This window comes from Sphingomonas sp. Sphisp66, assembly GCF_047324325.1.
Classification (GTDB): domain Bacteria; phylum Pseudomonadota; class Alphaproteobacteria; order Sphingomonadales; family Sphingomonadaceae; genus Sphingomonas.
In genome coordinates this window covers 1,271,256-1,298,072 of record NZ_CP168508.1, presented here as the reverse complement: position 1 = coordinate 1,298,072, position 26,817 = coordinate 1,271,256, and the positions used below count along the sequence as shown (strand labels likewise).

The 26,817-nt window shown below is 67.4% G+C and carries 28 protein-coding genes and 1 tRNA gene; 11 read left to right on the top strand and 18 right to left on the bottom strand.

Annotation, left to right across the window (positions count from 1 at the left end; translation table 11 throughout):
* Window positions 1-1,338: an ATP-binding protein gene (locus ACEN8G_RS06280; RefSeq protein WP_413414745.1), complete on the top strand. Its 1,338-nt coding sequence runs from the start codon at window positions 1-3 to the stop codon at window positions 1,336-1,338.
* Window positions 1,339-1,542: 204 nt separating this feature from the next.
* Here ACEN8G_RS06280 and ACEN8G_RS06275 read toward each other — a convergent pair whose 3' ends face one another.
* Window positions 1,543-4,170, bottom strand: a complete 2,628-nt coding sequence (locus ACEN8G_RS06275) for a TonB-dependent receptor (RefSeq protein ID WP_413414746.1) — start codon at window positions 4,168-4,170, stop codon at window positions 1,543-1,545.
* Window positions 4,171-4,464: 294 nt separating this feature from the next.
* The gene (locus ACEN8G_RS06270; RefSeq protein WP_413414747.1) at window positions 4,465-5,391 is read right to left on the bottom strand and encodes a glycosyltransferase family 2 protein; all 927 of its coding nucleotides are present in this window, start codon (window positions 5,389-5,391) and stop codon (window positions 4,465-4,467) included.
* Window positions 5,392-5,532: 141 nt separating this feature from the next.
* On the opposite strand from ACEN8G_RS06270, the gene ACEN8G_RS06265 reads away from it, so the two are divergent.
* The gene (locus tag ACEN8G_RS06265) at window positions 5,533-6,084 is read left to right on the top strand and encodes a DUF4328 domain-containing protein (protein ID WP_413740756.1); all 552 of its coding nucleotides are present in this window, start codon (window positions 5,533-5,535) and stop codon (window positions 6,082-6,084) included.
* Window positions 6,085-6,150: 66 nt separating this feature from the next.
* Here ACEN8G_RS06265 and tig read toward each other — a convergent pair whose 3' ends face one another.
* Complete coding sequence (gene tig, locus ACEN8G_RS06260) at window positions 6,151-7,752, bottom strand: trigger factor (protein ID WP_413414749.1); 1,602 nt, start codon at window positions 7,750-7,752, stop codon at window positions 6,151-6,153.
* A 73-nt stretch (window positions 7,753-7,825) separates the two neighbouring features.
* A tRNA-Leu gene (locus tag ACEN8G_RS06255) sits at window positions 7,826-7,910 on the bottom strand.
* Window positions 7,911-8,216: 306 nt separating this feature from the next.
* Here ACEN8G_RS06255 and ACEN8G_RS06250 point away from each other — a divergent pair.
* Window positions 8,217-8,399, top strand: coding sequence for a hypothetical protein (locus ACEN8G_RS06250; RefSeq protein WP_413414750.1), 183 nt, complete (start codon window positions 8,217-8,219; stop codon window positions 8,397-8,399).
* Between the two features lie 28 nt (window positions 8,400-8,427).
* Window positions 8,428-9,132 carry a Crp/Fnr family transcriptional regulator gene (locus ACEN8G_RS06245; RefSeq protein ID WP_307118569.1) on the top strand — a complete coding sequence of 235 codons (705 nt, stop codon included), beginning with the start codon at window positions 8,428-8,430 and terminating at the stop codon, window positions 9,130-9,132.
* Window positions 9,133-9,147: 15 nt separating this feature from the next.
* Here the strand turns inward: ACEN8G_RS06245 and ACEN8G_RS06240 are convergent, their stop codons facing one another.
* Both ACEN8G_RS06240 and ACEN8G_RS06235 read right to left on the bottom strand, forming a co-directional pair.
* Complete coding sequence (locus tag ACEN8G_RS06240) at window positions 9,148-9,774, bottom strand: peptidylprolyl isomerase (RefSeq protein WP_413414751.1); 627 nt, start codon at window positions 9,772-9,774, stop codon at window positions 9,148-9,150.
* A gap of 1 nt (window position 9,775) precedes the next feature.
* Window positions 9,776-10,102 carry a metalloregulator ArsR/SmtB family transcription factor gene (locus ACEN8G_RS06235; protein WP_413414752.1) on the bottom strand — a complete coding sequence of 109 codons (327 nt, stop codon included), beginning with the start codon at window positions 10,100-10,102 and terminating at the stop codon, window positions 9,776-9,778.
* 85 nt (window positions 10,103-10,187) lie between these two features.
* Between ACEN8G_RS06235 and ACEN8G_RS06230 the strand changes: the two genes are divergently transcribed.
* A complete protein-coding gene (locus tag ACEN8G_RS06230; protein ID WP_413414754.1) occupies window positions 10,188-11,093 on the top strand; it encodes an acyl-CoA desaturase in 906 nt (301 codons plus the stop codon).
* Between the two features lies 1 nt (window position 11,094).
* A complete protein-coding gene (locus ACEN8G_RS06225) occupies window positions 11,095-11,454 on the top strand; it encodes a hypothetical protein (RefSeq protein WP_413414755.1) in 360 nt (119 codons plus the stop codon).
* Here ACEN8G_RS06225 and gatB read toward each other — a convergent pair.
* The 5 genes from gatB to ACEN8G_RS06200 are packed head-to-tail and all read right to left on the bottom strand — an operon-like array spanning window position 11,451 to window position 16,757.
* A complete protein-coding gene (gatB, locus tag ACEN8G_RS06220; protein WP_413414756.1) occupies window positions 11,451-12,956 on the bottom strand; it encodes an Asp-tRNA(Asn)/Glu-tRNA(Gln) amidotransferase subunit GatB in 1,506 nt (501 codons plus the stop codon). The genes ACEN8G_RS06225 and gatB overlap by 4 nt on opposite strands.
* Window positions 12,957-12,973: 17 nt before the next feature.
* Window positions 12,974-13,162, bottom strand: coding sequence for a hypothetical protein (locus tag ACEN8G_RS06215; protein ID WP_413414757.1), 189 nt, complete (start codon window positions 13,160-13,162; stop codon window positions 12,974-12,976).
* A complete protein-coding gene (gatA, locus tag ACEN8G_RS06210; protein ID WP_413414758.1) occupies window positions 13,153-14,637 on the bottom strand; it encodes an Asp-tRNA(Asn)/Glu-tRNA(Gln) amidotransferase subunit GatA in 1,485 nt (494 codons plus the stop codon). Before gatA ends, ACEN8G_RS06215 begins: the two co-directional genes overlap by 10 nt.
* Window positions 14,634-14,921 (bottom strand): Asp-tRNA(Asn)/Glu-tRNA(Gln) amidotransferase subunit GatC, encoded by a 288-nt coding sequence (gene gatC / locus ACEN8G_RS06205; protein WP_183994508.1) that lies wholly within the window; start codon window positions 14,919-14,921, stop codon window positions 14,634-14,636. The genes gatA and gatC overlap by 4 nt, the downstream gene beginning before the upstream one ends.
* A 42-nt stretch (window positions 14,922-14,963) precedes the next feature.
* Complete coding sequence (locus tag ACEN8G_RS06200; RefSeq protein WP_413414759.1) at window positions 14,964-16,757, bottom strand: DUF4153 domain-containing protein; 1,794 nt, start codon at window positions 16,755-16,757, stop codon at window positions 14,964-14,966.
* 172 nt (window positions 16,758-16,929) lie between these two features.
* On the opposite strand from ACEN8G_RS06200, the gene ACEN8G_RS06195 reads away from it, so the two are divergent.
* Window positions 16,930-18,039, top strand: a complete 1,110-nt coding sequence (locus ACEN8G_RS06195) for a DUF3089 domain-containing protein (protein ID WP_413414760.1) — start codon at window positions 16,930-16,932, stop codon at window positions 18,037-18,039.
* Between the two features lie 108 nt (window positions 18,040-18,147).
* Window positions 18,148-18,612 (top strand): Holliday junction resolvase RuvX, encoded by a 465-nt coding sequence (gene ruvX, locus ACEN8G_RS06190; protein WP_413419446.1) that lies wholly within the window; start codon window positions 18,148-18,150, stop codon window positions 18,610-18,612.
* A gap of 123 nt (window positions 18,613-18,735) precedes the next feature.
* Here ruvX and ACEN8G_RS06185 read toward each other — a convergent pair whose 3' ends face one another.
* Complete coding sequence (locus tag ACEN8G_RS06185; protein ID WP_413740755.1) at window positions 18,736-19,557, bottom strand: hypothetical protein; 822 nt, start codon at window positions 19,555-19,557, stop codon at window positions 18,736-18,738.
* 105 nt (window positions 19,558-19,662) lie between these two features.
* On the opposite strand from ACEN8G_RS06185, the gene ACEN8G_RS06180 reads away from it, so the two are divergent.
* On the top strand, window positions 19,663-20,652 hold the full coding sequence (locus ACEN8G_RS06180) for an aspartate carbamoyltransferase catalytic subunit (RefSeq protein WP_413419387.1): 990 nt from the start codon (window positions 19,663-19,665) through the stop codon (window positions 20,650-20,652).
* Window positions 20,653-20,800: 148 nt separating this feature from the next.
* A complete protein-coding gene (locus tag ACEN8G_RS06175; RefSeq protein WP_413418672.1) occupies window positions 20,801-21,991 on the top strand; it encodes a dihydroorotase in 1,191 nt (396 codons plus the stop codon).
* Between the two features lie 226 nt (window positions 21,992-22,217).
* Here the strand turns inward: ACEN8G_RS06175 and ACEN8G_RS06170 are convergent, their stop codons facing one another.
* The gene (locus ACEN8G_RS06170) at window positions 22,218-22,838 is read right to left on the bottom strand and encodes a DJ-1/PfpI family protein (protein WP_413418670.1); all 621 of its coding nucleotides are present in this window, start codon (window positions 22,836-22,838) and stop codon (window positions 22,218-22,220) included.
* 88 nt (window positions 22,839-22,926) lie between these two features.
* On the opposite strand from ACEN8G_RS06170, the gene ACEN8G_RS06165 reads away from it, so the two are divergent.
* Entirely contained in the window at window positions 22,927-23,328 is a 402-nt protein-coding gene (locus ACEN8G_RS06165; protein ID WP_413418668.1) for a hypothetical protein, read from the top strand.
* A 40-nt stretch (window positions 23,329-23,368) separates the two neighbouring features.
* On the opposite strand, the gene ACEN8G_RS06160 is transcribed toward ACEN8G_RS06165, so the two are convergent.
* The 5 genes from ACEN8G_RS06160 to ACEN8G_RS06140 all read right to left on the bottom strand — a co-directional run bounded on the left by ACEN8G_RS06160 (window position 23,369) and on the right by ACEN8G_RS06140 (window position 26,770).
* On the bottom strand, window positions 23,369-23,761 hold the full coding sequence (locus ACEN8G_RS06160; RefSeq protein ID WP_413418665.1) for a DUF1801 domain-containing protein: 393 nt from the start codon (window positions 23,759-23,761) through the stop codon (window positions 23,369-23,371).
* Window positions 23,758-23,943, bottom strand: a complete 186-nt coding sequence (locus ACEN8G_RS06155) for a hypothetical protein (protein WP_413418663.1) — start codon at window positions 23,941-23,943, stop codon at window positions 23,758-23,760. The genes ACEN8G_RS06160 and ACEN8G_RS06155 overlap by 4 nt, the downstream gene beginning before the upstream one ends.
* A gap of 141 nt (window positions 23,944-24,084) precedes the next feature.
* Entirely contained in the window at window positions 24,085-25,461 is a 1,377-nt protein-coding gene (locus ACEN8G_RS06150; protein ID WP_413418661.1) for an SPOR domain-containing protein, read from the bottom strand.
* 11 nt (window positions 25,462-25,472) lie between these two features.
* Window positions 25,473-26,057 (bottom strand): hypothetical protein, encoded by a 585-nt coding sequence (locus ACEN8G_RS06145; protein WP_413418659.1) that lies wholly within the window; start codon window positions 26,055-26,057, stop codon window positions 25,473-25,475.
* Window positions 26,057-26,770 (bottom strand): ParA family protein, encoded by a 714-nt coding sequence (locus ACEN8G_RS06140; protein WP_307118549.1) that lies wholly within the window; start codon window positions 26,768-26,770, stop codon window positions 26,057-26,059. Before ACEN8G_RS06140 ends, ACEN8G_RS06145 begins: the two co-directional genes overlap by 1 nt.
* Window positions 26,771-26,817: the final 47 nt, after the last annotated feature.

Sequence of the window (26,817 nt, the reverse complement as noted above, 5' to 3'; positions counted from 1 at the left end):
ATGGCGCCGCTGCGCTCGCTCCGGGCGATCGCATTCGCCTTCCTCACCGCCATCGCGCTCGCGACGGTGCTCACCTGCCTCGCCGTCTATCTGGCGCTGCTGGCCACGATCGATCGCCAGATCGACAAGCGGCTGCACGGCGAGGCCGCCGAGCTGCTCGCCGACGATCCGGACCAGACCCTGCTCATGCAGCGGATCATGGAGGAGACGCAGCGGCGCGACAGCGGCGACATCGGCTTCCTGCTGACCGACCGGAGCGGGAGACACCTCGCCGGCAACATGACGCCGGCGCACGGCCTCCCCCCCGGCCTCTCGACGATCGACCACAGCGCCGGCATCCCTGGGCTCACCCGCGGCCGCGCCCTCGTCCACGCCCTGCCCGAGGGCATGACGCTGGCACTGGCGGCGGAAAGCGAGCCGATCGACGATCATGACTCGCAGCGCCTGCTGATCCTCGCTTCGGGCTTCGGCGCGATCCTGCTACTCGTCGGGCTGGGCATCTTCGCGCTCAGCCTGGCGATCCGCCGGAACATCGAGGCGGTGCGCGACGCGGCGGAGGCGATCGTCGACGGAGACCTGCGCGCCCGCGTGCCGGTGGAAGGCGCCGGCACCGCCTTCGGGCGCCAGGCCCAGGCGTTCAACCACATGCTCGACCGGATCGAGGCGCTGATGACCAGCCTCTCGCAGATCTCGAACGACGTCGCGCACGATCTGCGCACGCCCCTAGCCCGCCTGCACGGCCAGCTCTCCCGCCTGGCCGCCCAGCCCGCCGCCGATGCGCTGCGTCCGCAGGTCGAGGAAGCGCTGGCGCAGAGCGAGGAGATATTGGCGATGTTCGCCGCGATCCTGCGCATCACCGAAGTCGAGGGCGGCGATCGCCGGGCAATGTTCCGCCGGCTCGACCTGAGCGGGATTGCCCGGGACGCCGCCGAGGCGATCGAGGCACTGGCCGACGACAAGGCCCAGATTCTGCGCCTCAGCCCCTGGGAGGCCGCCCCGATCGATGGCGACAAACGGCTGCTCACCCAGTTGGTGGTCAATTTGGTCGAGAATGCGGTCAACCACACCCCTGCCGGCTCGACCATCACCGTCTCGGTGGTGCGCGGCGGCGATGCCGCGGTGCTGACGGTGGCGGACAATGGCCCCGGCATCCCCCAGGACGAGCAGGCACAGGCACTGCGCCGCTTCGGCAGGCTCGAAGCCAGCCGAAGCCGGCCAGGCCACGGTCTCGGCCTGCCTTTGGTCCAGGCAATCACCGCGCTGCATCGCGGGACGCTGGAACTGGTGGACGCCGCGCCAGGACTAGCGGTGCGGGTCCGGCTGCCGCTGGCGCGCTGACCGGGCCTTCCCCACCTTCTTTCCCCGGCGAAGGCCAGGGCCCAGACTAAGCGTGCGCGTCGAAGACGCGCCAAAGGCGCGTGACGTTCAAGTACTGGGCCCTGGCCTTCGCCGGGGAAAAGCAGAAACTTGCAATCGGCTCCAAAAACGAAACGGCCCGGATGTCGCCATCCGGGCCGCTCGCATTTCCCTTCAAGCCGGGCGTCAGAACTTGACGCTGGCTTCCGCGCCGAAGGTGCGCGGCGGGTTGAAGTTGGCATAGTCGCCCAGGATGCCGCCATAGGCGGTCGACACCAGCGCGCCATTGGCGCCGTAGTTGGACACCGGCGACGAGTTCGCGTTCGACCGGCGGTAGATATAGGTGTTGTCGAGCAGGTTGCGCGCCCAGAGCGACAGCGTCACCGAGCTCGTCTCGTTCATCTTGATGTCCGCCAGCGCGATGCGGCCGTTCACCACGAAGCTCGCATCGGTCTTGGTCGGCTCGAGCTGGAAGCTGTACTGGCTGCTCGCATAGTTGCCGTCGAGGTGCAGGCGCACATTCGCGCCCCCCGCCAGGGTGAGCGGCAGCACATAGTCGATCGCGCCCGAAGCGGCGTTCTTCGGCGTGTAGACGATGTAGAGCTGCTGCGGCGCGCCGCCGGTGATCGGGTTCACCGCCGCCGGTGCCTTCCAATAGGTATAGGCATAGGAGGCCGACAGGGTGAGTGCCGAGGTCGGCTTCACGGTAAGATCGGCTTCGATGCCGCGGATCTTGGTGTCACCGGCGTTCTGGGTCTGCTCGATATGGCTGCCCTGGGTCGGACTGCCACCGGCAGTGTCGAACAGGTCGAAGTCGAACTGCGTGTTCTTGCGGTTCATGATGTAGCCGGCAAGGTTCAGGCGGGCGTGGTGATCGAAGAAGTCCATCTTCGCGCCGATTTCATACGACTTCACCGACTCCGGACCGAAGGCGTTGAACTGCTGCGAACGGTCGTTCGCACCACCGGCGCGGAAGCCGGTCGAGTATTTGGCGTAGAAGTGGATGTCCTGGCTCGCGTCGAACGCGACGTTGAGCATCGGATCGAAACGGCTGATGCTGTTCTCGAACTGGAACGGCACGAAGCCCGGCTGGAAGGTGCTGACGGGGGGCGTGCCTACGGAGACGTAGTTGTTGTTCACCACGAACAGGCTGCCGTGGCGCTTGTCCTTGGTGAAACGGCCACCGGCAGTGAGGTGCAGGCCGGTGCCTTCCGGCGAGAAGGTCAGGTTACCGAACGCCGAGTAGTTGTGATCCCATGCTTCGCTGGCGCGGGTGATGAACTGGCAGCTGTTGGCGAACTGCGGAACCGTGGTCGCCAGCAGGTTGTTGCACGAAGCCGCGTACGGCTGGGAGGACGAGTTGTTGCCCGAGTTCACCGTGCCGACGAAGATCGGGCTGCGGATCGTATAGGCCGTGCCGTCCGCGTTCCACTGGTTGGTCAGCGGGGTCGCGGCATATTCGCTGGCGTGCTCGGTGTAGTAATAGGCGCCGACGACGAAATCGAACTGGTCGAAGCTGCCGACCGCCTGGAATTCCTGGCTGAACTGGTGCTGGTCGAGGAACGACAGGCTGTAGCGGCTGAAGAAGCCGTTGGTGCCGTTGGTGTTCGGCGCGAAGCTGCTGCGCTCCGGGCCGCCCGAATTGTCCCACTGGTCGGTGCTGACGCCGCGCCATGCGGTGATCGAGCGCAACTCGATGTTCGGCGAGACCTTGTACTTCAGGTTCGACGTGAAGCCGTGGGTGATGTCGACGCTGGGCTGCTGCGGCACGCCGACATCGGCAACCGTCTGGCGATCCGGATGCACGCCGACGATCGGCGCGCGCGGCGCGATGCAGATCGGGGTGGTGGCGCCGGTATTGATCGTGCCGCCGCAAGCGATGGCGACGCCGGTGGTGCTCGGCAGGTACAGCTGGGTGCCGACCACGCCGGTCGCCGGGTTGGTATAGGTGCCGACGGCGTAACCGTTCGGGTTGTAGTTGATCAGCTGGCTGTACTGCGGGGTGTTGTCGTCCTTGGCATAGTCGTAGGAGAAGTCCGCGGTCAGGCCGTCGATCGGGGTCCAGCGCGCAGCGACGCGGCCGCCCTTGCGGTCGTAATAGTTCCAGCCGGTCGAGCCCGCGAGCGGGTCCTTCACGGTCGGATCCTGATGCTGGTACACGCCGTCGAACTTCAGCGCGATGTTCGCGAATGCCGGCAGGTCGAGATGCGCTTCGGCGCTGCGGCTGCCGTAATTGCCGACGCCGGTGGTCACGCGGCCGTCGAACACGCCGGTCGGCGCCTTGGTGACCAGCGACAGCGCGCCGCCTTCGGTGTTGCGGCCGAACAGCGTGCCCTGCGGGCCCTTCAGCACTTCGATGCGCTCGATGTCGAACAGCGCGGCGTTGAGGCCCTGGGTCTTACCGAGCGCGACGCCGTCGATATAGACGCCCACGCCGGCGTCGCGCGCCGTCTGGTTCTGGTCATAGGGAACGATGCCGCGGATGCCGATGGTCAGCGCCGACTGGCGCGCCTCGAAGGTCGCGACGCGCAGCGACGGCACCGAGCCGTCGGCGAGGTTGAACAGGCTCTGGACGTGGCGGTCCTGCAGGTTCTCGGTGTTCAGCACCGAGATCGAGATCGGGGTCTCCTGCAGGTTGGTCTCGCGCCGCTGCGCCGTGACGACGATCTCGGTCAGGCCGCCTTGGTCATTGTCGGAAGCCGGGGCAACGGTGGACGTCGCCGCCTGGTCCTGCGCCAGCGCGGGCGTCGCAGACAGAGCGAGCAGCGTCGTGCCCGCGAGCAGCGACAGACGGAAGCGGGAGAGATTTGGCATTTGGGGTATCCCTGAAGCTCAGGTTTATTCCTGATCGGGGCCGCCCCTACGCATTGTTGTTGGCACTATTGTTACGCCTACAGTAGCACCACAGTAATGCCCGTTTCATTTTCATTTCATCTGACAGTATTTAAAAGTAATTCTGCAGTTAACCTCGAAATACTACCGCCAGAAAATTATGAATCCTCTTAGTTGAAATTGATCCATGTTCAGAACGACTGAAATCGGCGCGCAACCCCAGCCGATAAAGCAAGACTCACCGGATCCCTTTACACCCGCTAATCTTGAAATGGATTATTTGAGCGGCCCGGGCTGGGCCAGATAGGCGAGCCGCCGCACCTCACGCCGCCCGCGCACCACCGTATCGAGGATCAGCCCGGTGAACAGGTTGAGGAAGGCGAGGATCATCAGCCCCGTCGCCAGGATCGCGGTCGGGAAGCGCGGCACCAGCCCGGTCTGGAACCAGGTGACCGCAAGCGGAATGCTCATCCCGATCGCCAGCAGGGCGAAGGTTGCGGCGATCCAGCCGAAGAACAGCATCGGCCGCTCGATCCGGTAGAGCACCGCGATCGTTTTCAGGATGCGCCAGCCGTCGCGATAGGTGTTGAGCTTCGATTCGGAGCCTTCGAGCCGGGCGAAATAGCGGGTCTCCACTTCCCCTACGGGCATCTTGAGCTCCAGCGCATGGACGCTGATCTCGGTCTCGATCTCGAAGCCGGCGGAGAGTACCGGGAAGCTCTTCACGAAACGGCGCGAGAAGACGCGGTAGCCCGAGAAGATATCGGTGAAGCTGCGCCCGAACAGGCTGGCGAGGATACCGGTCATCATCCGGTTGCCGAGCACGTGCCCGCGGCGATAGGCCTCGGCCGCCTCGTGCACGCGGGTGCCGACGATCATGTCGAGCCCCTCCTCCGCCACCCGCGCGACCATCGCCGGCGCCGAGGTCGCGTCATAGGTCGCATCGCCATCGGCCATCACATAGATGTCGGCGTCGATGTCGGCGAACATCCGGCGGACGACATTGCCCTTGCCCTGCATCCGCTCGCTGCGGACCACGGCGCCGGCCGCGCGCGCGACCTCGATCGTCCGGTCGCGGCTGTTGTTGTCATAGACATAGATGGTCGCGTCCGGCAGCGCGGCGCGGAAGGCGGCAATCGTCTGTCCGATCGCGGCTTCTTCATTGTAGCAGGGCAGGAGAACGGCGACTTTGGGCATGGTCATGCGCCAGCCATAGGGCCGAAACGGCTGCGTTTCGACAGCAATTTCACTTGGCAGAAACTGCATCTCCCACGCATGCTTGCAAGGGTGGGAGCAGCGATGAGTAGAGGTGGGTTCTGGCTACTGACATGGATCACGATCGCCATGGTGGCGATCGATGCCGCCACCAACCCGGCATTGCTGATCGCCTATCAGCTTTCCCCGGACCTGTACGAGCTGCACGCATATTCTGACATGGCATCCATGCGAGTCGATCTCGCGATGCTGGCCTGGACGCTCCTGACAATGTGCGTCTTCGCTTTCTGGATATTTCGCGCTGGCAGGAACCTGGTCGCGCTCGGCCACGGCTCGCTCGCCTTCAGGCCAGCCACGCGAATCCTCTGGTTCCTCGTTCCCTTCGCCAACCTGATTATCCCCTATCACTGCATGCGCGAGCTTTGGAACGCCAGTCACGCCAAGACGGACCTGGGTGAAACCCCGCCGCTCGTCGCGATCTGGTGGGGCATGTGGTTGTTCAGCTTCTTCGACCTGATCGTCCTCGGCGTGTTCGCAGGGCCATTCGAGCTGATGACGATCATATGGATCCAGTCGGCGACCGGCATCGCCCTCGCGGCCCTCGCAATCCCGATGCTGTGGCGCATCGCCCGTGCCCAGGCCGCGCAACGCAGCTCCGGACTTACGGCCATCTTCGCCTGATCCCAAAAGCAAAGGCCCCCGCTCCGCAGGGAGCGAGGGCCTGAACTTTTCCCGAAGGAGAAAGCCTTAGTCGGCCTTCTTCTTCGCCGGAGCCTTCTTCGCAGGCTTGGCTTCAGCCTCGCCCTCGGCGTCGTCCGCCTTCTTGGCAGCGGCCTTCTTGGCGGCCGGCTTCTTGGCCGGCTCGGCCTCGGCTTCCGCGGCCGGTTCCTCAGCCTTGTCGGCCTTCTTCGCCTTGGCAGCCGGCTTCTTCTCGGCCTTGGCCTCGCCGTCCTCGGCCTTCTTCGACTTGCGCGGCTTGTGGTTGTCGTGATCGTGCGTGTGCGTGCCGGTTTCGAATCCGTCATCGCTCTCGATCGCGGCTTCCAGCTCGTCGCGGGTCACTTCGCGATCCGAAATCTCCGCCTTGTCGAACAGGAAGTCGACCACCTTGTCCTCGAACAGCGGCGCGCGCAGCTGGGCAGCGGCCATCGGCTCGTTGCGGACATATTGGTAGAAGCGCTCGCGATCGTTCGGCGAATACTGCTGGGCCGCCTGGGCGATCAGCTGGTTCATCTCGTTCGAGCTGACCTCGACGCCATTGGCGGTGCCGATCTCCGAAAGCAGCAGGCCCAGGCGCACGCGGCGCTCGGCGATCTTCACATAGTCCTCGCGCTCGGCGTCCAGCTCGGCCTTGGCAGCGGCCGGATCGGCCTCATGCTCGGCTTCGTGCTGGAGCTGGTGCCAGATCTGGTCGAACTCGGCTTCGACCATCGAGGGCGGAACCTCGAAGTCATGGCCGGCAGCCAGCTGGTCGAGCAGCTTGCGCTTCATGTAGGTGCGGGTCAGGCCGTTGAGCTGCTGCTCGAGCTGGCCCTTGAGCAGGCCGGTGAGCTGCTCGAGGCTCTGCAGGCCGAGCGTCTTGGCGAAGTCGTCGTTGATCTCGGTCTCGCCGGCGGTCTTCACCGCGGTGATCTTGAGCGCGAACTGCGCCGGCTTGTCGGCCAGGTCGGCAACGCCGTAGTCGGCCGGGAAAGTGACGTCGATCGTCTTCTCGTCGCCGGTCTTCACGCCGACGAGCTGGTCCTCGAAGCCCGGGATCAGCCGGCCGGTGCCGATCTCGACCGACATGCCCTCGCCGGTGCCACCGTCAAAGGCGACGCCGTCGACGGTGCCGACGAAGTCCATGGTCACCTGGTCGCCCTCGGCGGCCTTGTGCTTGGCCGGGGCGTCGGTCCAGGCCTTCTGCTGGCCGGCGAGCTGCTTGAGCTGGGTGTTGACCTCGTCGTCGCTGACCGGAACGGTCAGGCGCTCGAGCTTCAGGCCGTCAATCGACGGAGTCGGAACCTCGGGGAGCACTTCCAGCTCGACCTTGATCTCGGCGTCGCCACCCGGCGCATATTCGCCTTCCAGGCTCACCGACGGCGACACGGCCGGGCGCAGCTTGTGGTCGGCGATCAGCTTCTGCACGCCTTCCTGGATCGAGTTGTTGAGCGCGTCCTGCGCGATCGCATCGCCGTGCATCTTGCGGACCAGGTTGGCCGGCACCTTGCCCGGGCGGAAGCCCGGCATGCGCACCTGCGGGGCGACCCGCTTGACCTCGGCATCGACCTTCTTGTCGATGTCCTTGGCAGTGATCTTGAGCGTGTAGGCGCGCTTCAGGCCCTCGTTCAACGTCTCGACAGTCTGCATTTTTCTCAGGCTTCCAAACTTCAAGAAAAGGAATTGGCAGGCGTCCGGTGACGCGGGAAACGAGCGGCGATGCTGGTGCGGGCGAAGGGACTCGAACCCCCACACCTTTCGATACCAGAACCTAAATCTGGCGCGTCTACCAGTTCCGCCACGCCCGCACAGGGCACCGCCGGTCGGCGGGCTCTATAGCAGTCGGGTGCTTCATCGCAAGGGCGCAAGAAACTTCATCGCAATACGAAGCGTTGGTCAGGCGAAACAAGGAGACTGATCGTGCCCGTTGAGCCGCCCGTACAGCCGACTGTGCCGCCCGCCGAGCTACCCCCGGCGCCGCAGCCAGGCCAGCCGACGAGCCCGCCTCCCGAGCTCGATCCACCCGCCCCGGACATCGACGTGCCCGCGCCCCAGCCGGCCACGCCCAGCGTCCCGGCGCCGGGCCAGCCCATCGCGTGACAAGGAGAGAGAGGATGAACGACGACAAACGTGAAGACCCGCGCTCCGATCTCCAGCAGATCGCCGAAGCGCGTGCCGATGCCGTCAAGCGCGGCGAAGGCGGCAGCGGCCATTCGCCGCTCGAGGACCCAGGCGCCTCGGACGGCGTCGGCGGCACCGCCGGCGACGTGAAGAACCAGGATTCGGAAGCGCAGTAACGCCCGGCCGCCCATGATCGACAAACATTTGAAAAAGCTTCGGCTGCGCTGCGAAGTCAGTGCGTCGGAGGAAGAGGCGCTGCGCGCCGTGCTCCAGGGTCCGTTCGACCACCAGGCCGAACAGGTGATCGTGCGGCGCGGGGAGCGGCTGAACAGCTCGATCCTGCTGCTCGAGGGCCTGCTCGCGCGGTACAAGGACCTGAGCAACGGCCAGCGCCAGATCACCCATATCCATGTGCCCGGCGATTTCGCCGACCTGCACGGCTATACGCTCGGGTATCTCGATCACAATCTGATCACCCTCACCCCGTGCCGCATCGCCCGTGCGCCGCACACGGGATTGCTGGCGATCACCAACCGCTTCCCGCACCTCACCCGCGCCTTCTGGTTCTCGACCAATCTCGACGCGAGCATCCACCGCGAATGGGAAGTCTCGCTCGGCCGGCGCAACGCGATCGAGCGGGCGGCGCACCTGCTGTGCGAGATCCAGTCGCGGCTGCTGGTGGTCGGTGCCGCGGAGGGCGACAGCTTCCGCCTGCCGATCACCCAGAATCAGTTCGCCGAGTGCCTGGGCCTGACGGGTGTGCACGTGAACCGCGTGCTGCGCGAACTGCGCGAGGCGGGACTCGCCGATTTCCGCGGCGGCCGGGTGACGATCCACGACCGGCCGGGATTGGAGGCGCTGGCCGAGTTCGACCCGCTCTATCTGTACCTCGACCGGCCGGCGAACTGACGCGGCCGGGCGGACCTAGGGCTTGACCCGGCGCGCGCTCAGGATCTTCACCGGCACCGCCGGGATCTCGCCCTTGAAGGTGCCGCTAAGCGTGGCGGTCGGGGAATTGGGCGCGTCGAAGATCTTCACCACCACGTCCTTGCCCTCGACGACATGCGCGAAGGCGGCATAGCCCAGATTGTCGCCCGGCTTGCTCGGATCGGCATCCATCGACGGAGTCTGGTCGCCCAGCATGATGGTGAACTCGCCCTGGGCCGAGCCGGGCTTGTTGCGCGGCTGCGACAGGGTGAAGTCGAGATGCCTGATGCCGGTCTGGGTGGTCGGCTCGTGCTTGATCGGCGGCAGCACCTTGGCCCGCGCATTCTGCACGCCGAACTGCACGAAGCCGAAATGGTCGATCACCTTCACCACCCGGTAGAAGGTAACGCCGTCGAGCCGCTTCTGGTCGACATAGCGCAGGAAGTTGTTGCCGGTGATCGGCGCGCGGACATTGTCCACCTCCACGGTGATCGTCCCCACCGAGGTGACCAGCGCGACGCGCGGCAGCGCAGCGGCGGGAGGCGACGCAGGCGCGGGCGCAGCCGTCTGGGCGAGCGCAGGCAGCGCGAACAGGCTCGGCACAAGAGCGGCAAACCAGCGCATGCTATTCCTTCTCCCCCCCGACGGCAGGCGCATCCCCCAGCGCCGCGCTTTCCCGCTTGAGCGGACGCGAGACCGGGCAGACTTCCTGCACATAGTCGTTCAGCACATTGGCCAGATGCTCGCGCACCAGCCGGTAATGGACATATTGTCCGCGCTTCTCGCTGGTGACCAGCCCCGCATTCTCCAGCACCGCGAGATGCTGCGACACCGCCGGCTTGGAGATGTCGAACCGCGCCGCGATCTCGCCCGCGGTCAGCTCGGCATGGGCGAGATAGGCCAGGATCTTGCGGCGGACCGTGGACGACAAGGCTTCGAAGACGCGTTGCATGAAAAGGTATTTAAGCAATTTCTTCATTGCCTGCCAGTGCAAAGAGCGTAATTAGGTAATTCCTTAACTACCTATGAGTCGCGCCATGAACGATCCGCATGCCGTGAACCACCTGGTCGAGACCCCCGGTGCCGATCCCGTCCGCGGGACGGTGCGCTGGGCGCCTGTGCAATCGCTCTGGAACGGCAGCATGGCGGCGGCGACGCTGATCCTGGGGCCCCTCACCTTCTCCCCCGCCGCCCTCGCGCTGTTCCTGGGCACGACCGGGGCCACGCTGCTGCTCGGCCATTCGGTCGGCTATCATCGCCGGCTGATCCACAACAGCTTCGGCTGCCCGCTCTGGCTGGAGCGCGTGCTGGTCTGGTTCGGTGCGCAGGCCGGGCTGAGCGGCCCCTTCGCGATCATCCGCACCCATGACCTGCGCGACTGGGCGCAGCGCCGCAGCGACTGCCACCCCTATCTCAGCCACGCCAACCGTCCGCTGAAGGATGCGTGGTGGCAGATCCACTGCCGGCTCGAACTCGCATCCCCGCCCCGCTTCGATATCGGCCGGATCGGCCAGGACCGGTTCTATCGATTCCTGGAGGCAACCTGGATGGCGCAGCAACTGCCGATCGCGGCGCTGCTCTATTGGGCCGGCGGCTGGAGCTTCGTCGTGTGGGGTGTCTGCGCCCGGGTCTTCGCTTGCGTGCACGGCCATTGGTTGGTCGGTCACCTCGCCCATAATCGCGGGCCGCAGAGCTGGATCGTGGCGGACGCCGGCGTCCAGGCGCACGACGTGCCCTGGGCCGGGCTGATTACCATGGGTGAGGCCTGGCACAACAACCACCACGCCTTCCCCGGCTCGGCGAAGATAGGGCTCTATCCGGGCCAGAGCGATCTGGGCTTCGTCTTCATCCGACTGCTGGAGCGGCTGGGACTGGCCTGGGACATCCGCACGCCGGGCACCCTGCCTGCACGCGCCAGCCTGCACGCGGTCGAGGCACACTAGGATGGCGCACACCCCTCGCCTGGCGCATGCGATGCTCTCGGCCACCGCCGTGGCCGCGCTAGTCGTCTCGATCTCCTACGGCGAGCTGGCCCCGATCGCATTCCCGTTCGCCTTCGCGGCGATCTACCTGATCGCCGCGCTCGTCGGGCTTCCGCTCTACTTCCTCGCACGACGCACGGGCATCGCCGGCTGGCCAATTGCGGCCCTGGCCGGCTTGGCGATCAGCCAGATACAGCCGCTGCTCGATCGCACGCCTCCGGGAGCAGGCGTTCTGGTCGAGCCCGCATGGCTGGCTGTCGCAGGCATTGCCGGAGGGTTGATCTTCTGGAAGACCGTCCGCCCGCCGGTGGAGATGCCCTAGCCCGCCAGCGCCTTCTTCAGCAGCTCGTTGACCACCGCCGGATTGGCCTTGCCCGCCATCGCCTTCATCGTCTGGCCGACGAAGAAGCCGAACAGTGCTTCCTTGCCGCCGCGATACTGTTCGAGCTGGCCCGGATTCTTGGCAAGGACCTCTGCGATCACTGCCTCGATCGCGCCGGTGTCGCTGGTCTGCTTGAGCCCGCGCTCCTCGACGATCTTGCCCGCTGCATCGCCGGTCTCGAGCATGATCTCGAACACCTGCTTGGCCAGCGGACCCGACAGCGTGCCGTCGGCCGCCAGCGCCAGCAGCTCGGCGCCCTGCTCCGGGCTCACCGGCGAGGTGTCGAGGTCCTTGCCCAGGCGGTTGAGCGCGCCATAGAGGTCCGACAGCAGCCAGTTCGCCGAAGCGCGGGCGACTTCCTGCTCGCCCTTCTTCTGGATCCGCGCGCCCTCGGCAAGCAGCGCCTCGAACCAGCGGGCAGTATCCGCATCGGCGGTCAGCGTCGCGGCGTTATAGGCCGAAAGCCCCAGCTCCTGCTCGTAGCGGCGGCGCTTGGCATCCGGCAGCTCGGGCAGGCTGGCACGACATTCCTCGAGGAAGGCATCGTCCAGCTCGAGCGGCAGCAGGTCGGGATCGGGGAAGTAGCGATAATCGTGCGCATCTTCCTTCGAGCGCATCGACCGGGTCTCGCCCTTGTCCGGATCGAACAGGCGCGTTTCCTGGACGATCTTGCCGCCGGCCTCGAGCACCTCGACCTGGCGCCGCGCCTCGATCTCCACCGTCTGCATGACGAAGCGGACCGAGTTGACGTTCTTGGTCTCGGTGCGCGTGCCGAACTCGGCACCAGGCTTGCGGACCGAGACGTTCACGTCGGCGCGCATCGAGCCCTGGTCCATGTTGCCGTCGCACGACCCGACATAGCGCAGGATCGCGCGCAGCTTGCTGAGATAGGCCCCGGCCTCCTGCGGCGAGCGCATGTCGGGCTTCGACACGATCTCCATCAGCGCCACGCCCGCGCGGTTGAGATCGACGTACGAGCGCGTCGGATGCTGGTCGTGCATCAGCTTGCCGGCATCCTGCTCGACATGGATGCGCTCGATGCCGATCGTCTTGACGTTCGCCTCGGGATCCTTGTCGTCCAGGCTGATGTCGATCTGCCCCTCGCCCACCAGCGGGTGGAAGAGCTGGCTGATCTGATAGCCCTGCGGCAGATCGGCGTAGAAATAGTTCTTGCGGTCGAAGCGCGACCATTTGTTGATCACCGCGCCGATCGCCATGCCGGTGCGCACCGCCTGGCGGATGCACTCCTGGTTCGGCGTGGGCAGCATACCCGGCATCGCCGCGTCGATCAGACTCACCTGGCTGTTCGGCTCCGCGCCGAACGCCGTTGCCGCGCCCGAGAAGAGCTTGGCGTTGGAAGTGACCTGGGCATGGACTTCGAGGCCGATCACGACCTCCCATTCGCCGGTTTCGCCCTGGATGCGGTAGGTGGACTCGGTCATTTTGCTTCTTCTCAAGCTTAGCGCGGTCTCAGCATCGCTGCGACTGCACTCCAAAATCGATGATCGTCCGGGTCTTCCTTCGCACCGGCTTCTTCCGAAAGCCGCTGCGCATAGCGGTAAGCCCCATCGCCATGACGCACCTCCAATTCGTGCGCCTTCCGGCCAACCTCGACATGATCGAAGCCGGCCTTCTCAATCACCACCATTGCTCCGGCCGCGCCGCGAAGCCCGCGCGCTGCTCGATCGCCAGGCCGGCATTGAGCACGCCCTGCTCGTCGAGCGGACGCCCGATGATCTGCAGGCCGAGCGGCAAGCCGCCGGCGTCCAGCCCCGCCGGCACGCTCATCGCCGGCAGGCCGGCCAGGCTGGCGGGCACGGTGAACACGTCGTTGAGGTACATCGCCAGCGGATCGGCCGACTTCTCGCCCAGCGCAAATGCCGAGGACGGCGCCGTCGGGGTCAGCAGCAGGTCGCACATCGAGAAGGCATTCTCGAAATCCTGCGCGATCAGCGTGCGTACCTTCTGCGCCTTGGTGAAATAGGCATCGTAGAAGCCCGCCGACAGCACATAGGTGCCGATCAGGATGCGGCGCTGCACCTCGGGACCGAAGCCTGCGGCGCGCGTCGCCGCATACATGTCCTGCAAATTCTGCCCATCGGCCAGCTCACGCAGGCCGTAGCGCACGCCGTCATAGCGGGCGAGGTTCGACGAAGCCTCGGCCGGCGCGATGATGTAATAGGTCGGCAGCGCGTATTTGGTGTGCGGCAGCGACACCTCGATCACTTCGGCGCCGGCATCCTTCACCCAGGCGATGCCCGCTTCCCACAGCTTGGCGATCTCGGTCGGCGTGCCGTCGATGAGGTACTCGGCCGGAATGCCGACCTTCTTGCCGGTCAGGTCGCCCGAAAGCGCCTCTTCCCAATTGGGCACCGGCAGGTTGAGCGAAGTCGAGTCCTTCGGGTCGAAGCCCGCCATGTTCTCGAGCAGGATCGCGCAGTCGCGCACGTCACGCGCCATCGGCCCGGCCTGGTCGAGGCTCGAGGCGAAGGCGACGATGCCGTAGCGCGAGCAGCGGCCGTAGGTCGGCTTGATGCCGGCGATGCCGGTGAAGGCCGCAGGCTGGCGGATCGAGCCGCCGGTGTCGGTGCCGGTGGCACCCGGCACCAGCCGCGCGGAGATCGCCGACGAGCTGCCGCCCGACGAACCGCCCGGCGCCAGCGGGGCATTGTCGCCGCCGCCACGCCGCCAGGGCGAGATCACGTTGCCGAAATACGAGGTCTCGTTCGACGAGCCCATTGCGAACTGGTCGAGGTTGAGCTTGCCGAGCATGCCGGCACCGGCGTCCCACAGCTTCTGCGAGACGGTCGATTCATAGACCGGCTTGAAGCCCTCCAGCATGTGGCTGGCGGCGGTGGTCTGCACGCCCTTGGTGGCGAACAGGTCCTTCATGCCCAGCGGCACGCCCGAGAGCGGCTTGAGCGGCTCGCCCTTGGCGATCGCCTCGTCCGCGGCCTTGGCGGCGGCGAGCGCATGCTCGGGGGTCTCGACGATGAACGCGTTGAGCGCCTTGCCCTGGCTCACCTTGACGATGAACGCATCGGCCACTTCGCGCGCCGAGAACTTGCCCGTGCGGATGCCGTCGCGCAGCTCGGCGACGCCCAGTTCGGTGATGTCGCTCATTCGACCACCTTCGGCACGGTGAAGAACCCGTGCTCGCCCTGCGGCGCGTTCTGCAGCACGGCGTCGCGCTGGTTGCCCTCGGTCACCACGTCCTCGCGGAGGCGCAGCTTGTTGGGGATCACGGCGGTCATCGGCTCGACCGACGAGGTATCGACCTCGCCGAGCTGCTCGATCCAGCCCAGGATGTTGTTGAGCTCGGGCGCGAGACGCTCGGCATCGGCATCGCTGATCGCGATGCGGGCCAGGCTCGCCACCTTCTTCACGGTTGCGGTATCGACGGACATGGGAGGCGCCTAACAGGGGCGCCTCCCACCTTCAAGCATCGGTTACTTGAAAGGCCGTCCCTGCGGCTTGTCGCCGACGAACACCTGCCGCATCTCGACCTTGCGCACGGTGACGCCGTTGCCGGTGATCGCCGCATATTCCTGTTCCAGAAGTGCGCGTACCTGGCCGGCCGGCATATTCGCGGGCAATTCCTTCGCCTCGGGATCGATCGGCTGAGGCAAGTTGTCCAGGTCCTTCCAGCCGCCTGCCGTCAGCAGATAGGTGCGAAGCATGACCGGGCATTTGTCCCCGGGATCGTTCTGCCTTTCGGGCGGCAGCCTGGCGCAGCTATCGTCGATCACCGTCACCGTCTTCGCGTCGTGCAGATAGACGCGGCAGAGATGATCCTCCTCGCACGCCCTTTCACGGAGCATCATCGTCTTCAGCGCAGCCGGCAGCGTCGTGCCGGCCGGCCGCACGTCATAATCGCCGACGAACGGCTTCTGCTGCTCGCGCAGTTGCAGCGTATAGGGGCTTTCGGCCTTCTCGGTTTCCGCCGCCTTCGCCCGGATCGCGGCGTTGGCCGAGCGCTTGAGCCGCGCCAGCGCCTCCCGGCCCGGCTTGCCGAACTCGAAGGCCAGCGCAGACCAGTCGAACTTGTCCGGCGCGATCTTCCCCGATTCGAGCCGCGCGACCTGATCGGCGGTCGAGATCGCGTTGAAGCTGATCAGTGGCGTCGCCAGCACGAAGCCCAACGCACAGACCAGGCAGGCCAGCGCCAGGTTCGCCGGGCGCACCAGCCGTGTCCAGCCGAGCCGCCGCAGCGCCAGCGTCGCGAAATAGGTGAGGCCCCAGCACAGCGCGACGCCAACGAAGATGACGCCCCAGAGCCGCTCCGGCGTATAGCCATATTGGTCGATTCGCAGCCCGGTCGCCACCGCGGCCAGCACCGCCAGCGGCAGGATCACGGCGGCCAGCACCATCGCGCCGTAGCGGAGCAGCGGATTGCGGCGCTCGTCCGCATCTTCCCGGCCGATCACCACATTGGCGAGGATCAGTGCGCCCGCCGCACAGGCGAGCAACAGCGGCGTGGTCTCCGAGGTCGCGTCCCACAATGCCTGCACGCCGCTGAAGGGCAGCGCGATCAGGAAAAGGCCGAGCCCGATCGCCAGAACCGGCGCGAGCACCGCGAGCACGATCGCCACCACGCGCTGAAGCGTCCGTACCACCGCGTCATGCTCGCGCAGCAATCCCAGCGCTGCGCCGAACGCCAGTCCGGTCATCGCGCGGGCGAACCAGTCCTTGGCCAGCAGCTGCTGGACGAAGTCCATCTTGATCAGATGGAACAGGCTGGCGAGCAGGATCGCCATCAACCAGACCAGGCCCACGAACGCCCAGCTCGCGCACCACAGCACGACATTGGCCCAGACATGGTCGTGCACGCCGATATAGGAAGGACGTAGCGTCCCCTCGTCGCGCGCGGCCTGGAACAAGGGCGCAGCGATCGCGAGCGCGAGCGCGAGGCTCATCGTCCGCCAGCCCTCGACCGATCCCCAGCCTCCCGGCGAGCCATTGCCCAGCGTGACGAGGAATCCGACAATGCCCATCACGCCGCCGAATAGCAGGGCGGCCCACCATAGCCGCCGCTCGATCGTGAAGCCGATCAGCACCGCGGCCAGGGTTATGCCCAGGGTCAGCCCCGCCCGGATCACGCCCAGGCCGTTGTAATAGATCTGCGCCTTGCCCAGGATCAGGTGGACGACGATCCCCGTCGCCAGCCCCAGGCCGGCGAGCAGCAGCGGGCGCCAGGTCCAGCGCCCCGCCTCGCCCGACGGCGCGGTTTCGATTTCGTCCATGAAAATCTCCCCTCGCAGGCATGCTCTCGCATCGGGCACGGGCGGTAAAGTGGATTTCCGGTGCAGAATGGCCCGAACCGCAATCGCGGTTGCATCCGGAGAAATCGTGCCCGATGGGAATGCGATTGCAACAAAGCGGCACTATGCTGCATTGCACAATGGAGAGTGGGGCTTGGCCCGTAAATTCCTCTACGTCATCGTAGGACTCATCGTGCTCGCAACAGCCGCCACCTTCGCCTTCCGCTTCTGGGGCGCCGAGCTGCTCCGCCAGGCGCTCGTCCCGACGACCGAGGTGGCCCGGCTGTCGCCCCCCGGCGACTATTCGAAGCCCGAGCTCTGGCTCGCCCGCCCGGACCGGCCCGGCAACCCGGCGCTGTGGACGCCGGAGGGCTTCCAGCCGGCCGAGAACCCGCCCGCCGCGGTGTTCTTCATCCACCCCACCTCGTTCCTCGACCGCACCCAGTGGAATGCCCCGCTGAACGACGTGACCGCCAATGCCCGGGCCGAGCTGTTCCTGCGCGGCCAGGCCAGCGCGTTCAATTCCTCGGGCCTGGTCTGGGCGCCGCGCTATCGCCAGGCGACCTTCGGCGCCTTCCTGACCAGCAAGGCCCAGGCCCAGCAGGCGCTCGACTTCGCCTATCGCGACGTCGCCGCGGCGTTCGACCAGTTCCTGAAGGAGGCCGGCAACCGCCCGATCATCCTCGCCGGCCATTCGCAGGGCGCGCTCCACCTCACCCGCCTGCTCGTCGACCGTATCGCCGGCAAGCCGCTCGCAAAGCGGATCGTCGCCGCCTATGTCGTCGGCTGGCCGGTCTCGATCACCGCCGACCTGCCGAAAATGGGCCTGCCCGCCTGCACCGGCCCCGACGACAGCGGCTGCATCCTCTCCTGGCAGAGCTTCGCCGAGCCCGCCGATCCGTCGCTGATCATCGACACGTTCGACCAGACCCACGGCTTCACCGGCCAGCCGCGCAAGGGCACACCGATGGTCTGCACCAACCCGATCACCGGCAAGCCGGGCGACAGCGCCCCGGCCGAGGCCAATCTCGGCGGCCTGATGCCGAGCAAGGACCTGACCAGCGCGGTGCTCCGCAAGAACCTCGTCCCCGCCCGCTGCGACGGCCGCGGCTTCCTGATGATCGGCACCACCCCGCCCGACCTCGGCCCCTATGTGCTGCCGGGCAACAATTACCATGTGTTCGACTACAGCCTGTTCTGGGCGAACGTCCGCGCCGACGCCGAACGCCGGCTCAAGGCACGCCGCAAGTTCTGGCCGTTCTGACAAAAGCCGTCATCCCGGCTAAAGCCGGGATCTCAGGCGGCTCTTTCCCCGCCATCGCACGAGATCCCGGCTTTCGCCGGGATGACGATTGGGGCTAGAGGATCTGGCGTGATCACCACCGCCCCCGCAGACTTCCGCGCCGCACTCCCCGCCGGCGGCCGCCTGATCGGCCTCGACGTCGGCACCAAGACGATCGGCACCGCTTTGTGCGACGCCGGCTGGAGCTTCGCCAGCCCCGCCGAGCTGGTCCGCCGCACCAAATTCTCCAAGGACAAGGCCGCGCTCCAGGCGCTGATGGCCGCGCAGCAGGTCAGGGGTCTCGTCATCGGCCTGCCGCTCAACCTCGACGGCACCGACAGCCCCCGCACTCAGTCCACCCGCGCCTTCGCCCGCAACATGGACGATATCGGCATGCCGATCCTGCTCTGGGACGAACGCTGGTCCACCGTCGCGGTCGAGCGCACCTTGATCGAGCAGGACTTCAGCCGCGCCCGCCGCGCCGAGATGATCGACAATATGGCGGCGGCGCACATCCTCCAGGCCGCGATCGACGCGCTGGTGAACGCCGGATAACTCCCCTCCCTGGAAGGGAGGGGTCGGGGGTGGGTCGCGTCCAGGCGATACTGCCAAGGCGCCGCTCGACGCCGCCATGTCGCGTGTATCCACCCACCCCTACCCCCCTTCCAGGGAGGGGAATCATCCCCGGTCGAACCGCGCGATCAGCGCATCGAGCGACCGCGCGCCCCGCTCGCCCCGCTCCCGCGTCTTGTAGGCCACATCCCCCGCATCCGCCGGCTGCAACCGCCCGCAGAAGCGCCGCACGTCCGCACCGAGCATCGCCACGTCGCCGCCGATCCGCTCCAGCTCGCCCCGCACCGCCTTGCACCCCCGCCGGCCCAGCGCCGCCTCCAGCCGCCCGCGATGCCCGGCCGCCGCCTCGGCGAACCCGTCCGCCAGCGCCTCCATCTCGGCAACATAACCGAGCGAGACCAGCTGCGCCGGCGCATAGCCCAGCGCGTCGTCGCCATGCACGGCGTTCGCCCCCACCCGCACCACCGCCTGCCCCAGATAGAGCCGCGTCAACCCGGAAAGCGTCCGCTCCGCCAGCTCGGCCAGCGCCGCGGTATCGGCAAGCAGCGCCGCATGCCGCGCATCCACCGCCGGCGCATAGACGGACACCGCCCGCCCGAACCGCGCGCCGTCCGCCCGCTGCGCCTCGATCGCCCGCCGCGCGCGGAGCAGCCGCTCGAGCGGCGAGGCCTCGTTCTCGCGGAAGAATTGCCGCGACAGCGCCACGACATTTGCCCCGCAATCGCGGTGCGCCTGCAGCGCCGCCAGCGCCAGCATGTGCCGCATCGGCCGCCAGCGCGCCTGCTCCACCCGCGCCAGCCACCAGGGCAGCAGCACGAGCACCAGCACCAGTCCTACCACGAAGAAGAACGCCCCGGCCTGGAACGCCGCCCACCACGCCGGATCGCGCGTCATCCAGCCGAGAAACCCAGTCCAATAGCCCTGCACGAACGCTCCCCCCGAAACGCAACGCGGCTGGCTTCCTATCTGCGATTTGCGGCAGGCGCGAGACTCCTTGCGCCCGCGCGTCGGCAGGTCTAGGCGACGGCTTTAATGCAAGCCTCCGATCATCGCCCCGCGGCCCAGATACAGGGTCGCGCCGTCTTCCCGCACCGGCACCTCACCGGCATTGCGGGTCTCCAGCCCCATGAGATCATGTTCCTGCTCGACGAAGCGGAACAATGGATCGAAGCGAACCGGACGCGCGCCCGCAGCGACCGCCGGCTGGAGGGCATCACCCAGATCAACGCCTTTTTCGAGAACAGCACCCGCACGCTCCTCTCCTTCGAGATCGCCGGCAAGCGGCTGGGCGCCGACGTGGTCAACATGCACGCAGCGCAAAGCTCGGTGAAGAAGGGCGAGACGCTGATCGACACCGCGGTGACGCTCAACGCGATGCGCGCCGACGTCATCGTCATCCGCCACATGGCCTCGGGCGCGGTGCAGCTGATCGCCGACAAGGTCGATTGCCCGGTGCTCAATGCCGGCGACGGCTGGCACGAGCACCCCACCCAGGCGCTGCTCGACGCGCTCACCATCCGCCGCCGCCGCGGCAGTGTCGCCGGCCAGCGCGTGGTGATCTGCGGCGACCTGCTCCACAGCCGCGTCGCCCGCTCGAACATGCTGGCACTCACCGCGCTCGGCGCCGAGGTCCGCGTCGTCGCACCCTCCACGCTGATGCCGCCGGCGATCGACGGGCTGTTCGTCACCCCCTTCACCGATTTCGACGCCGCACTCGAAGGCGCCGATGTCGTAATGATGCTCCGCGTCCAGAACGAGCGCATGGCCGGCGGCTTCATCCCGTCGACCCGCGAGTTCCACGCCCGCTACGGCCTCACGCCGGAGCGCCTTGCCCGCGCGCGCGAAGATGCCCTGGTCATGCACCCCGGCCCGATGAACCGCGGCGTCGAGATCGACAGCGCGATCGCCGACCATCCGGAGCGCAGCGCGATCACCGAGCAGGTCGAGATGGGCGTGGCGGTCCGCATGGCCTGCCTCGACGTGCTGACAAGAGCCGAACGCGGCGTGGAGGGCTGGGCATGAGCCGCCTCCTTTCTTCGTCACCGCGCCCCCTTCCCGTCATCCCCGCGAAGGCGGGGATCCAGGGTAACAAAGCGACGTCCTCAGTAACCTTGGATCCCCGCCTTCGCGGGGATGACGAGGGTAATTGGAACGCCGAAGGAATTGCCGCGTGACCCGCCTATTTGAAAACGTCAAAGTCCTCGGCGGCGCCACCCGCTTCGCCTTCTCCGGCGAAACCATCACCACCGACACCGCAAATGCCGAAGCCATCGACGGCGGCGGCCTGCACCTCGCCCCCGGCATCATCGATCTCGGCGTGTTCGCGGTCGATCGCGCCGCCTGCCGCGCCGGCGGCATCACCCGCGTTGGGCTGATGCCCGATCAGTCGCCGATCCTCGACGATCCCGGCATCATCCGCCGCGCCGCGCTGATGGGGAAGCCGGACCTGTGGGTCCACCCCCTCGCCGCCGCCACGCGCGGGCTCGAGGGCACCGACCTTGCCGAGATGGCGATCAACGCCAGCGCGGGCGCCAAGGCCGTCGCCACCGGCCGCCGCTGGATCGCGGACGCCGGGGTGATGCGCAAGGTCCTCGCCTATGCCAAGGATTGCGGCCTCACCGTGATCGCCCATGCCGAGGACGGCAATCTGGCGCGCGACGCCGTCGCCACCGAAGGCCTCACCGCCACGCTCCTGGGTCTTGCCGCCGCGCCTGCCATTGCCGAGGCGCTGGCGATCGCCCGCGACACGATGCTCGCCGAGGATACCGGCGCGGCCATCCATTTCCGCCAGGTCACCACTGCCGCCGGCCTCGACCTGGTCCGCCAGGCCAAGCGACGCGGTGTACGGGTCACCTGCGGCGTCACCCCGGCGCACTGGCTGCTGTCGGACATCGATATCAGCGACTATCGCACCTATGCCCGTCTCTCGCCGCCGCTGCGCAGCGATCATGATCGCCAGGCGGTTCGCGCCGCGCTGGCCGACGGCACGATCGACGTCATCGCCTCGGGCCATGATCCGCGCGGCCCCGAAGGCAAGCGCCTGCCCTTCATCGACGCCGATGAAGGCATGTCGGGCGCCGAGACGCTGCTCGCGCTCTCGCTCGGCCTGGTCCGCGAGGGGCTGATCGGCATGGAACGGCTGTTCGAGCTGCTCGCCGCCAACCCGGCGGGCATCCTCGGCCTCGACGCCGGCACGCTCGCCCCGGGCAAGCCCGCCGACTTCATCCTGTTCGCGCCCGACACACCCTGGGTGATCGACGCCGCGAAGATGAAGGCCCGCGCCGGCAACACCCCGTTCGACACGCTGCCGGTCCAGGGCAAGGTCCACCGCGTGTTCAAGGGCGGGCGGGAGATCGAATAGGCGCCGGGCCGACCTTCCTGCCTTCCTTCGATACGGGCTTCGACAAGCTCAGCCCTACTCAGGATGATCGGATAGAATATGAACCCCGATTATCCTGAGTAGCCATTGAGCTTGTCGAAATGGCGTATCGAAGGGCCCAAATCCGTCATCCCGGCAAAAGCCGGGATCTCAGGCGAAGGCGCGGGGAAGGAACCGCACAAGATCCCGGCTTTCGCCGGGATGACGATCAGGCGGCGATACCCTGTGCTGGAGCCACAAACGCCCCGATCACCCCCATCGCCCGCTCGACGTACAATTCCTTCTCCCCCACCGGCGCGACATAATGGATCGCCGCCCGGGCATCCTCCAGCGAAGCCCCGCGCGCGATCAGCCAGCTCGCCAGATATTGCGAGGCCAAGCACCCGCCCGCCGTCGCGACATTGCCATGCGCCACGAACGGCGCATCGATCACTTCGACGCCCGCTTCGATCACCCAGGGCTTGGTGGTCAGGTCGGTGCAGGCCGGCAGCGATCCGATCAGCCCCAGCTTCGCCAGCAGCAAGGTGCCCGAGCATTGCGCCCCGATCAGTTGGCGCGCCGGATCGAGCCGGATCTGCGCGAGCATCTCGGCATCGGCGGCGATTTCGCGCGTGCGGATGCCGCTGCCGATCAGCACCGCATCCGCCTCGGCGGCGAATTCGAGCGGCTTCTGCCGGGTGATCGTCACCCCGTTCATCGAGGTGACCTGCTCGCTCGGGCAGGTGATATGCGCCGCCCAGCCCCTGGCCTTCATCCGGTTGAGGATCCCCGCCGCGACGAAGCTGTCGAGCTCGTTGAACCCGTCGAACGTCAGCACCGCGATCTGCATCTGGAACCTCCCATCAACCTGCCATCCCGCCCTATCAGGCGGCGCGCGGCGCAACCATGCCTTAATCGGCGCCGGCCTAGGCAATGCCATGGCTATTCCTATAAACATTCCGGCGCTGGTCATGGGCACGCTGCTCGTGGCGAGCTGCACCTCGGCCCAGGCCGATGGCCTGAACCCGAAGAACAAGCTCCACTGCGCAGCGGCACTCGGCGTTGCCGGCCAGAATGCCGAGCGCACCAATGCCCCCGCCGAGCAGCGCCGCACCTTCTTCGTCGGCAACTCCTGGTACAGCCAGCGCGTACCGAAAGGCGCGCTCGAGACGCCGGAGGCACGCCAGGCCGTCGCCCTGGCCCGGCAGGACATCCCCGCCCTCGAACCGATCGCCGCCGCCTGCATAAAGCGCGCATCCCGCGAGGCCGGCTTCGCAGGATTCCGCCGCCGGATCGGCGCCGCCTATGACGAGGCCGACGCGGCGCGGCGTTCCAACTAATCCTCCCCCGCCAGGGGGAGGATTCTTCGGTACCGATCCCCTACTTCCTCCCCCGCGCCGGCTTCGCCAGATTCGCCGCCACTGCCTCGCGGATCAGCGCCTTGAGCGCCTCCGCGTCGATCGTCTCGCCCTCATGGATGTCGATCGCCCGGCGGACATTCCCGTCCAGGCTCGAATTGAACAGCCCCTTCGGATCCGCCAGCGCCGCGCCCTTGGCGAAGGTCAGCTTCACCGCCGCCTTGTAGGTCTCGCCGGTGCACAGGATCCCGGCATGCTCCCACACCGGCACGCCGCGCCACTTCCACGTCTCCTCCACCTCGGGATCGGCCTCGTGGATGATCGCGCGCACCCGCGCGAGCGTCTCGCCGCGCCAGTCGTCCAGCGCCGCGATACGGGCATCGATCTGCTCGGCTGCGGTCTTTTCCTCGCTCATGCGTTCCTCGCGAAATAGGGCCGTGCGAACATGTAGAGCCCCGTCGGCAGCAGCACCAGCAGCGGCGCCACCGCGAGCAGGCCCAGCCACTGCGCATTGGCCTGCAGGATCACCGCGACGATGTTCACCACCGCCATGATGCTGAAGATGAAGCCGCTCCAGCGGTGGACCTGACGTAGCATGACACTCTCCCTCAAATGCATAACCGTTTGGCTATGCATTTCCATAACCATCCAGTTATGCGTTCGTCAAGCGCGCACGAAAAAGGCCGGAGCGTCGCCGCCCCGGCCTTTCCTATTTCCCGATGGGAGTGGGAAAATTCGTCAGCGCGAAGCCATGCGCACGCCGGGCTTCACCCAGGCGGCGGTCGCGTCGCCCGCGCCGGCGCGGACGAAGCAGGTCTGGCCGCTGGCCTTGATCTGCTGGCACAGCGCAGTGGCGCCGCTGCGGTCATAGCCGCCGACCGACAGGCGATAGAAATTGCCCGCCTTGGTCGAGACCTTGGCGCCGTACGGGGTCTGGCTGGCCAGCGCCGGCACGCGGTCGTCCATGCGGTTCCACGCATCGCGCGCCACCGCCGGGCTCACATAGGCGCCGAGCTGGACATAGAAATTGCCGCGCGACGGCTTGGCGGTGGCCGCCTTCTCGATCGGGGCAGGTGCACGGGCGCTCAGCGAAGCCTTGGCGGCTGCGGGCACGCGGACCGCGGCGACCGGGACGGTCTGCACCACTTCCGCACGCGGGCCGAACACGACGCCGGCATTGGTGCCGGCCACCGGCGCGGCTTCGGCCAGGGCGACCGGAGCGGCTTCGGCGGCGGGCGCTGCGACGCTCGCCTCGGCGGCAACCGCCTCGGCATTGGCGGGCACGCCCGGCATATAGGTGTCGACCGCATCCTGCGCCGGCACGGTCTGCACCGGCTGGGTCGCGGCGGCGGCGAGCATGACGTTCTGCTGGGCCAGCGCCAGGCGCACCGGCTGGCCGGCATCCTGCACCGGCGTGACGTTGAGCAGCGCGGCGACCTGGTCATAGGCGTTGGTCGGGCGGGCGAAGTTCACCCACTGGAGCATCCGCGCATTGATCTGGTCCGGCGCGACGTCGACCGAAGCGACCTGCTTGGCCTCGGCCCAGCGGCCCGAAAGCGCGAGTGCGAGCGCCAGGTTCTGGCGGGTCTTGGCAGTGGCGTCCTCGGCGCGGGCGGCCGGGCCGAGAATCTCCACGGCCTTCACCGGATCCCCGGCCAGCGCGAAGGCCAGGCCGCGATCCGCAGCGGGGATCGTATCCTGATGGCTGTCGAGCATCGCCCGCGCACCCGCCCAGTCGCCGCCGGCGATCTTGGCGAGCACCTGGTTCAGCGCCACGCGGCCGTCGCCCGGGTTGAGCGTCAGCGCGTCGCCCAGCGCCTGGTTCGCCGAGGCGAAGCGGCCGGCGAGCAGATAGGCCTGGCCGAGCAGCGCGCGATAGTCGGCGTTCTGCGGATCGTTCGCCACCGCGGCCTCGGCATGGGCGACCGCGTCGCCGGCCTTGCGCTTGGCGATCGCCTTGCGCGCCGCACCGGCTTCCTGCGCCGCCTTCTTGGCGTTGGGCGCGTCGGTCGCGAAGGCCGAGAGCGCGAAGCCCTGGGTGGCGATGCCGGCTGCCAGCGTGCCGCCGGCGCAGAGTGCCGACAGGCCGATCACGAGCTTGCTACGGGTCTTCATCATCCGTTCCTTCAACGGTTCCCGGCCGGGACCTGGCGCGCGAGCGCCTCGACCTCGGTCAGCGATTCGAGAAAGGCGTCGAGCGCCTCGGTCACGATCTGCTGCGCCGAACGATTGGTGACCGCCGATGCGAGGCGCAGGCGCAGATGCCGGTCATTGTCGAGGCGGAGCGTGAACGCCGCCTTGGATTTCTTGGCCACTTCCCGGGCGAGCCGCTCGGCAGTCACCGGCGGCAGCGCCTGGCGCTTCGCCACCGGGGCGGGCGCCGGCTCGGGCTGCGGCGCGGCGACCGGCGCGGCGACCGGCTGCGCGGCGACCGGCTCGGGCTTGCTGAACCGCTCGTCGAGCTGCTCGATCTGGCGCAGCACCTGCGGCTTGGGCACCGGGTGCTGGATCGGCTGCGGCTCAGGCGAGAACTGCTGCACGTGTGCGGCATGCGCCGCATCGTCGCCCATGTCGTTCCAGCCGAGATCTTCCTGGGCGGTCGCCGGGTTGAGCCCGACGAAACCCTGGGGGCGCATCGCCGGGCGTGCCTGGCCCTTGCGGGCGAGCAGGCTCGAGGAGAGCGACGCGGTGGGCTTGGGGGTGCCGAACATCAGCTCACCACCCTGCGGCCGAAGCCGCCATTGGCGCGCGGCGCGCCGAACTGGTTGACCGGGGTCGGCGCCGCGAACACGGTGCGGCGAAAGTTCTTCTCGAGCCGGTCGTTGATATAGGTCCACAGCGCCTCGACCTCGGCGGCCGAGCGGCCCTTGGGGTCGACTTCCATCACGGTGCGGCCGTCGATCATCGAGGCGGCGAAATCGGTGCGGTGGTGCAGCGTGATCGGCGCGACCGTGCCGTGCTGCGACAGCGCGACGGCGGCCTCGCTGGTGATTCGCGCCTTCGGCGTCGCGGCGTTGACCACGAAGATCAGCGGCTTGCCCGCGCGCTCGCACAGGTCGACCGTGGCGCCCACGGCGCGCAGGTCGTGCGGGCTCGGGCGCGTCGGGATGACGATCAGCTCGGCCACCGCGATCACGCTCTGGATCGCCATGGTGATCGCCGGCGGCGTATCGATCACCGCCAGCTTGAATCCCTGCTGGCGCAGGATCTCGAGGTCCGAAGCCAGCCGCGCGACCGTGGTCTGCGCAAAGGCCGGCAGGTCCGTCTCGCGCTCGTTCCACCAGTCCGCGAGCGAGCCCTGCGGATCGATGTCGATCAGCACGACCGGGCCACAGCCGGCCCTTTCCGCCTGAACGGCCAGATGCCCCGACAAGGTCGTCTTGCCGGATCCGCCCTTCTGCGATGCCATCGCGAGAACGCGCATGAACCCCCTCGAAATACCAGTTACCCGAGGGTGGAGATGCCATGCGG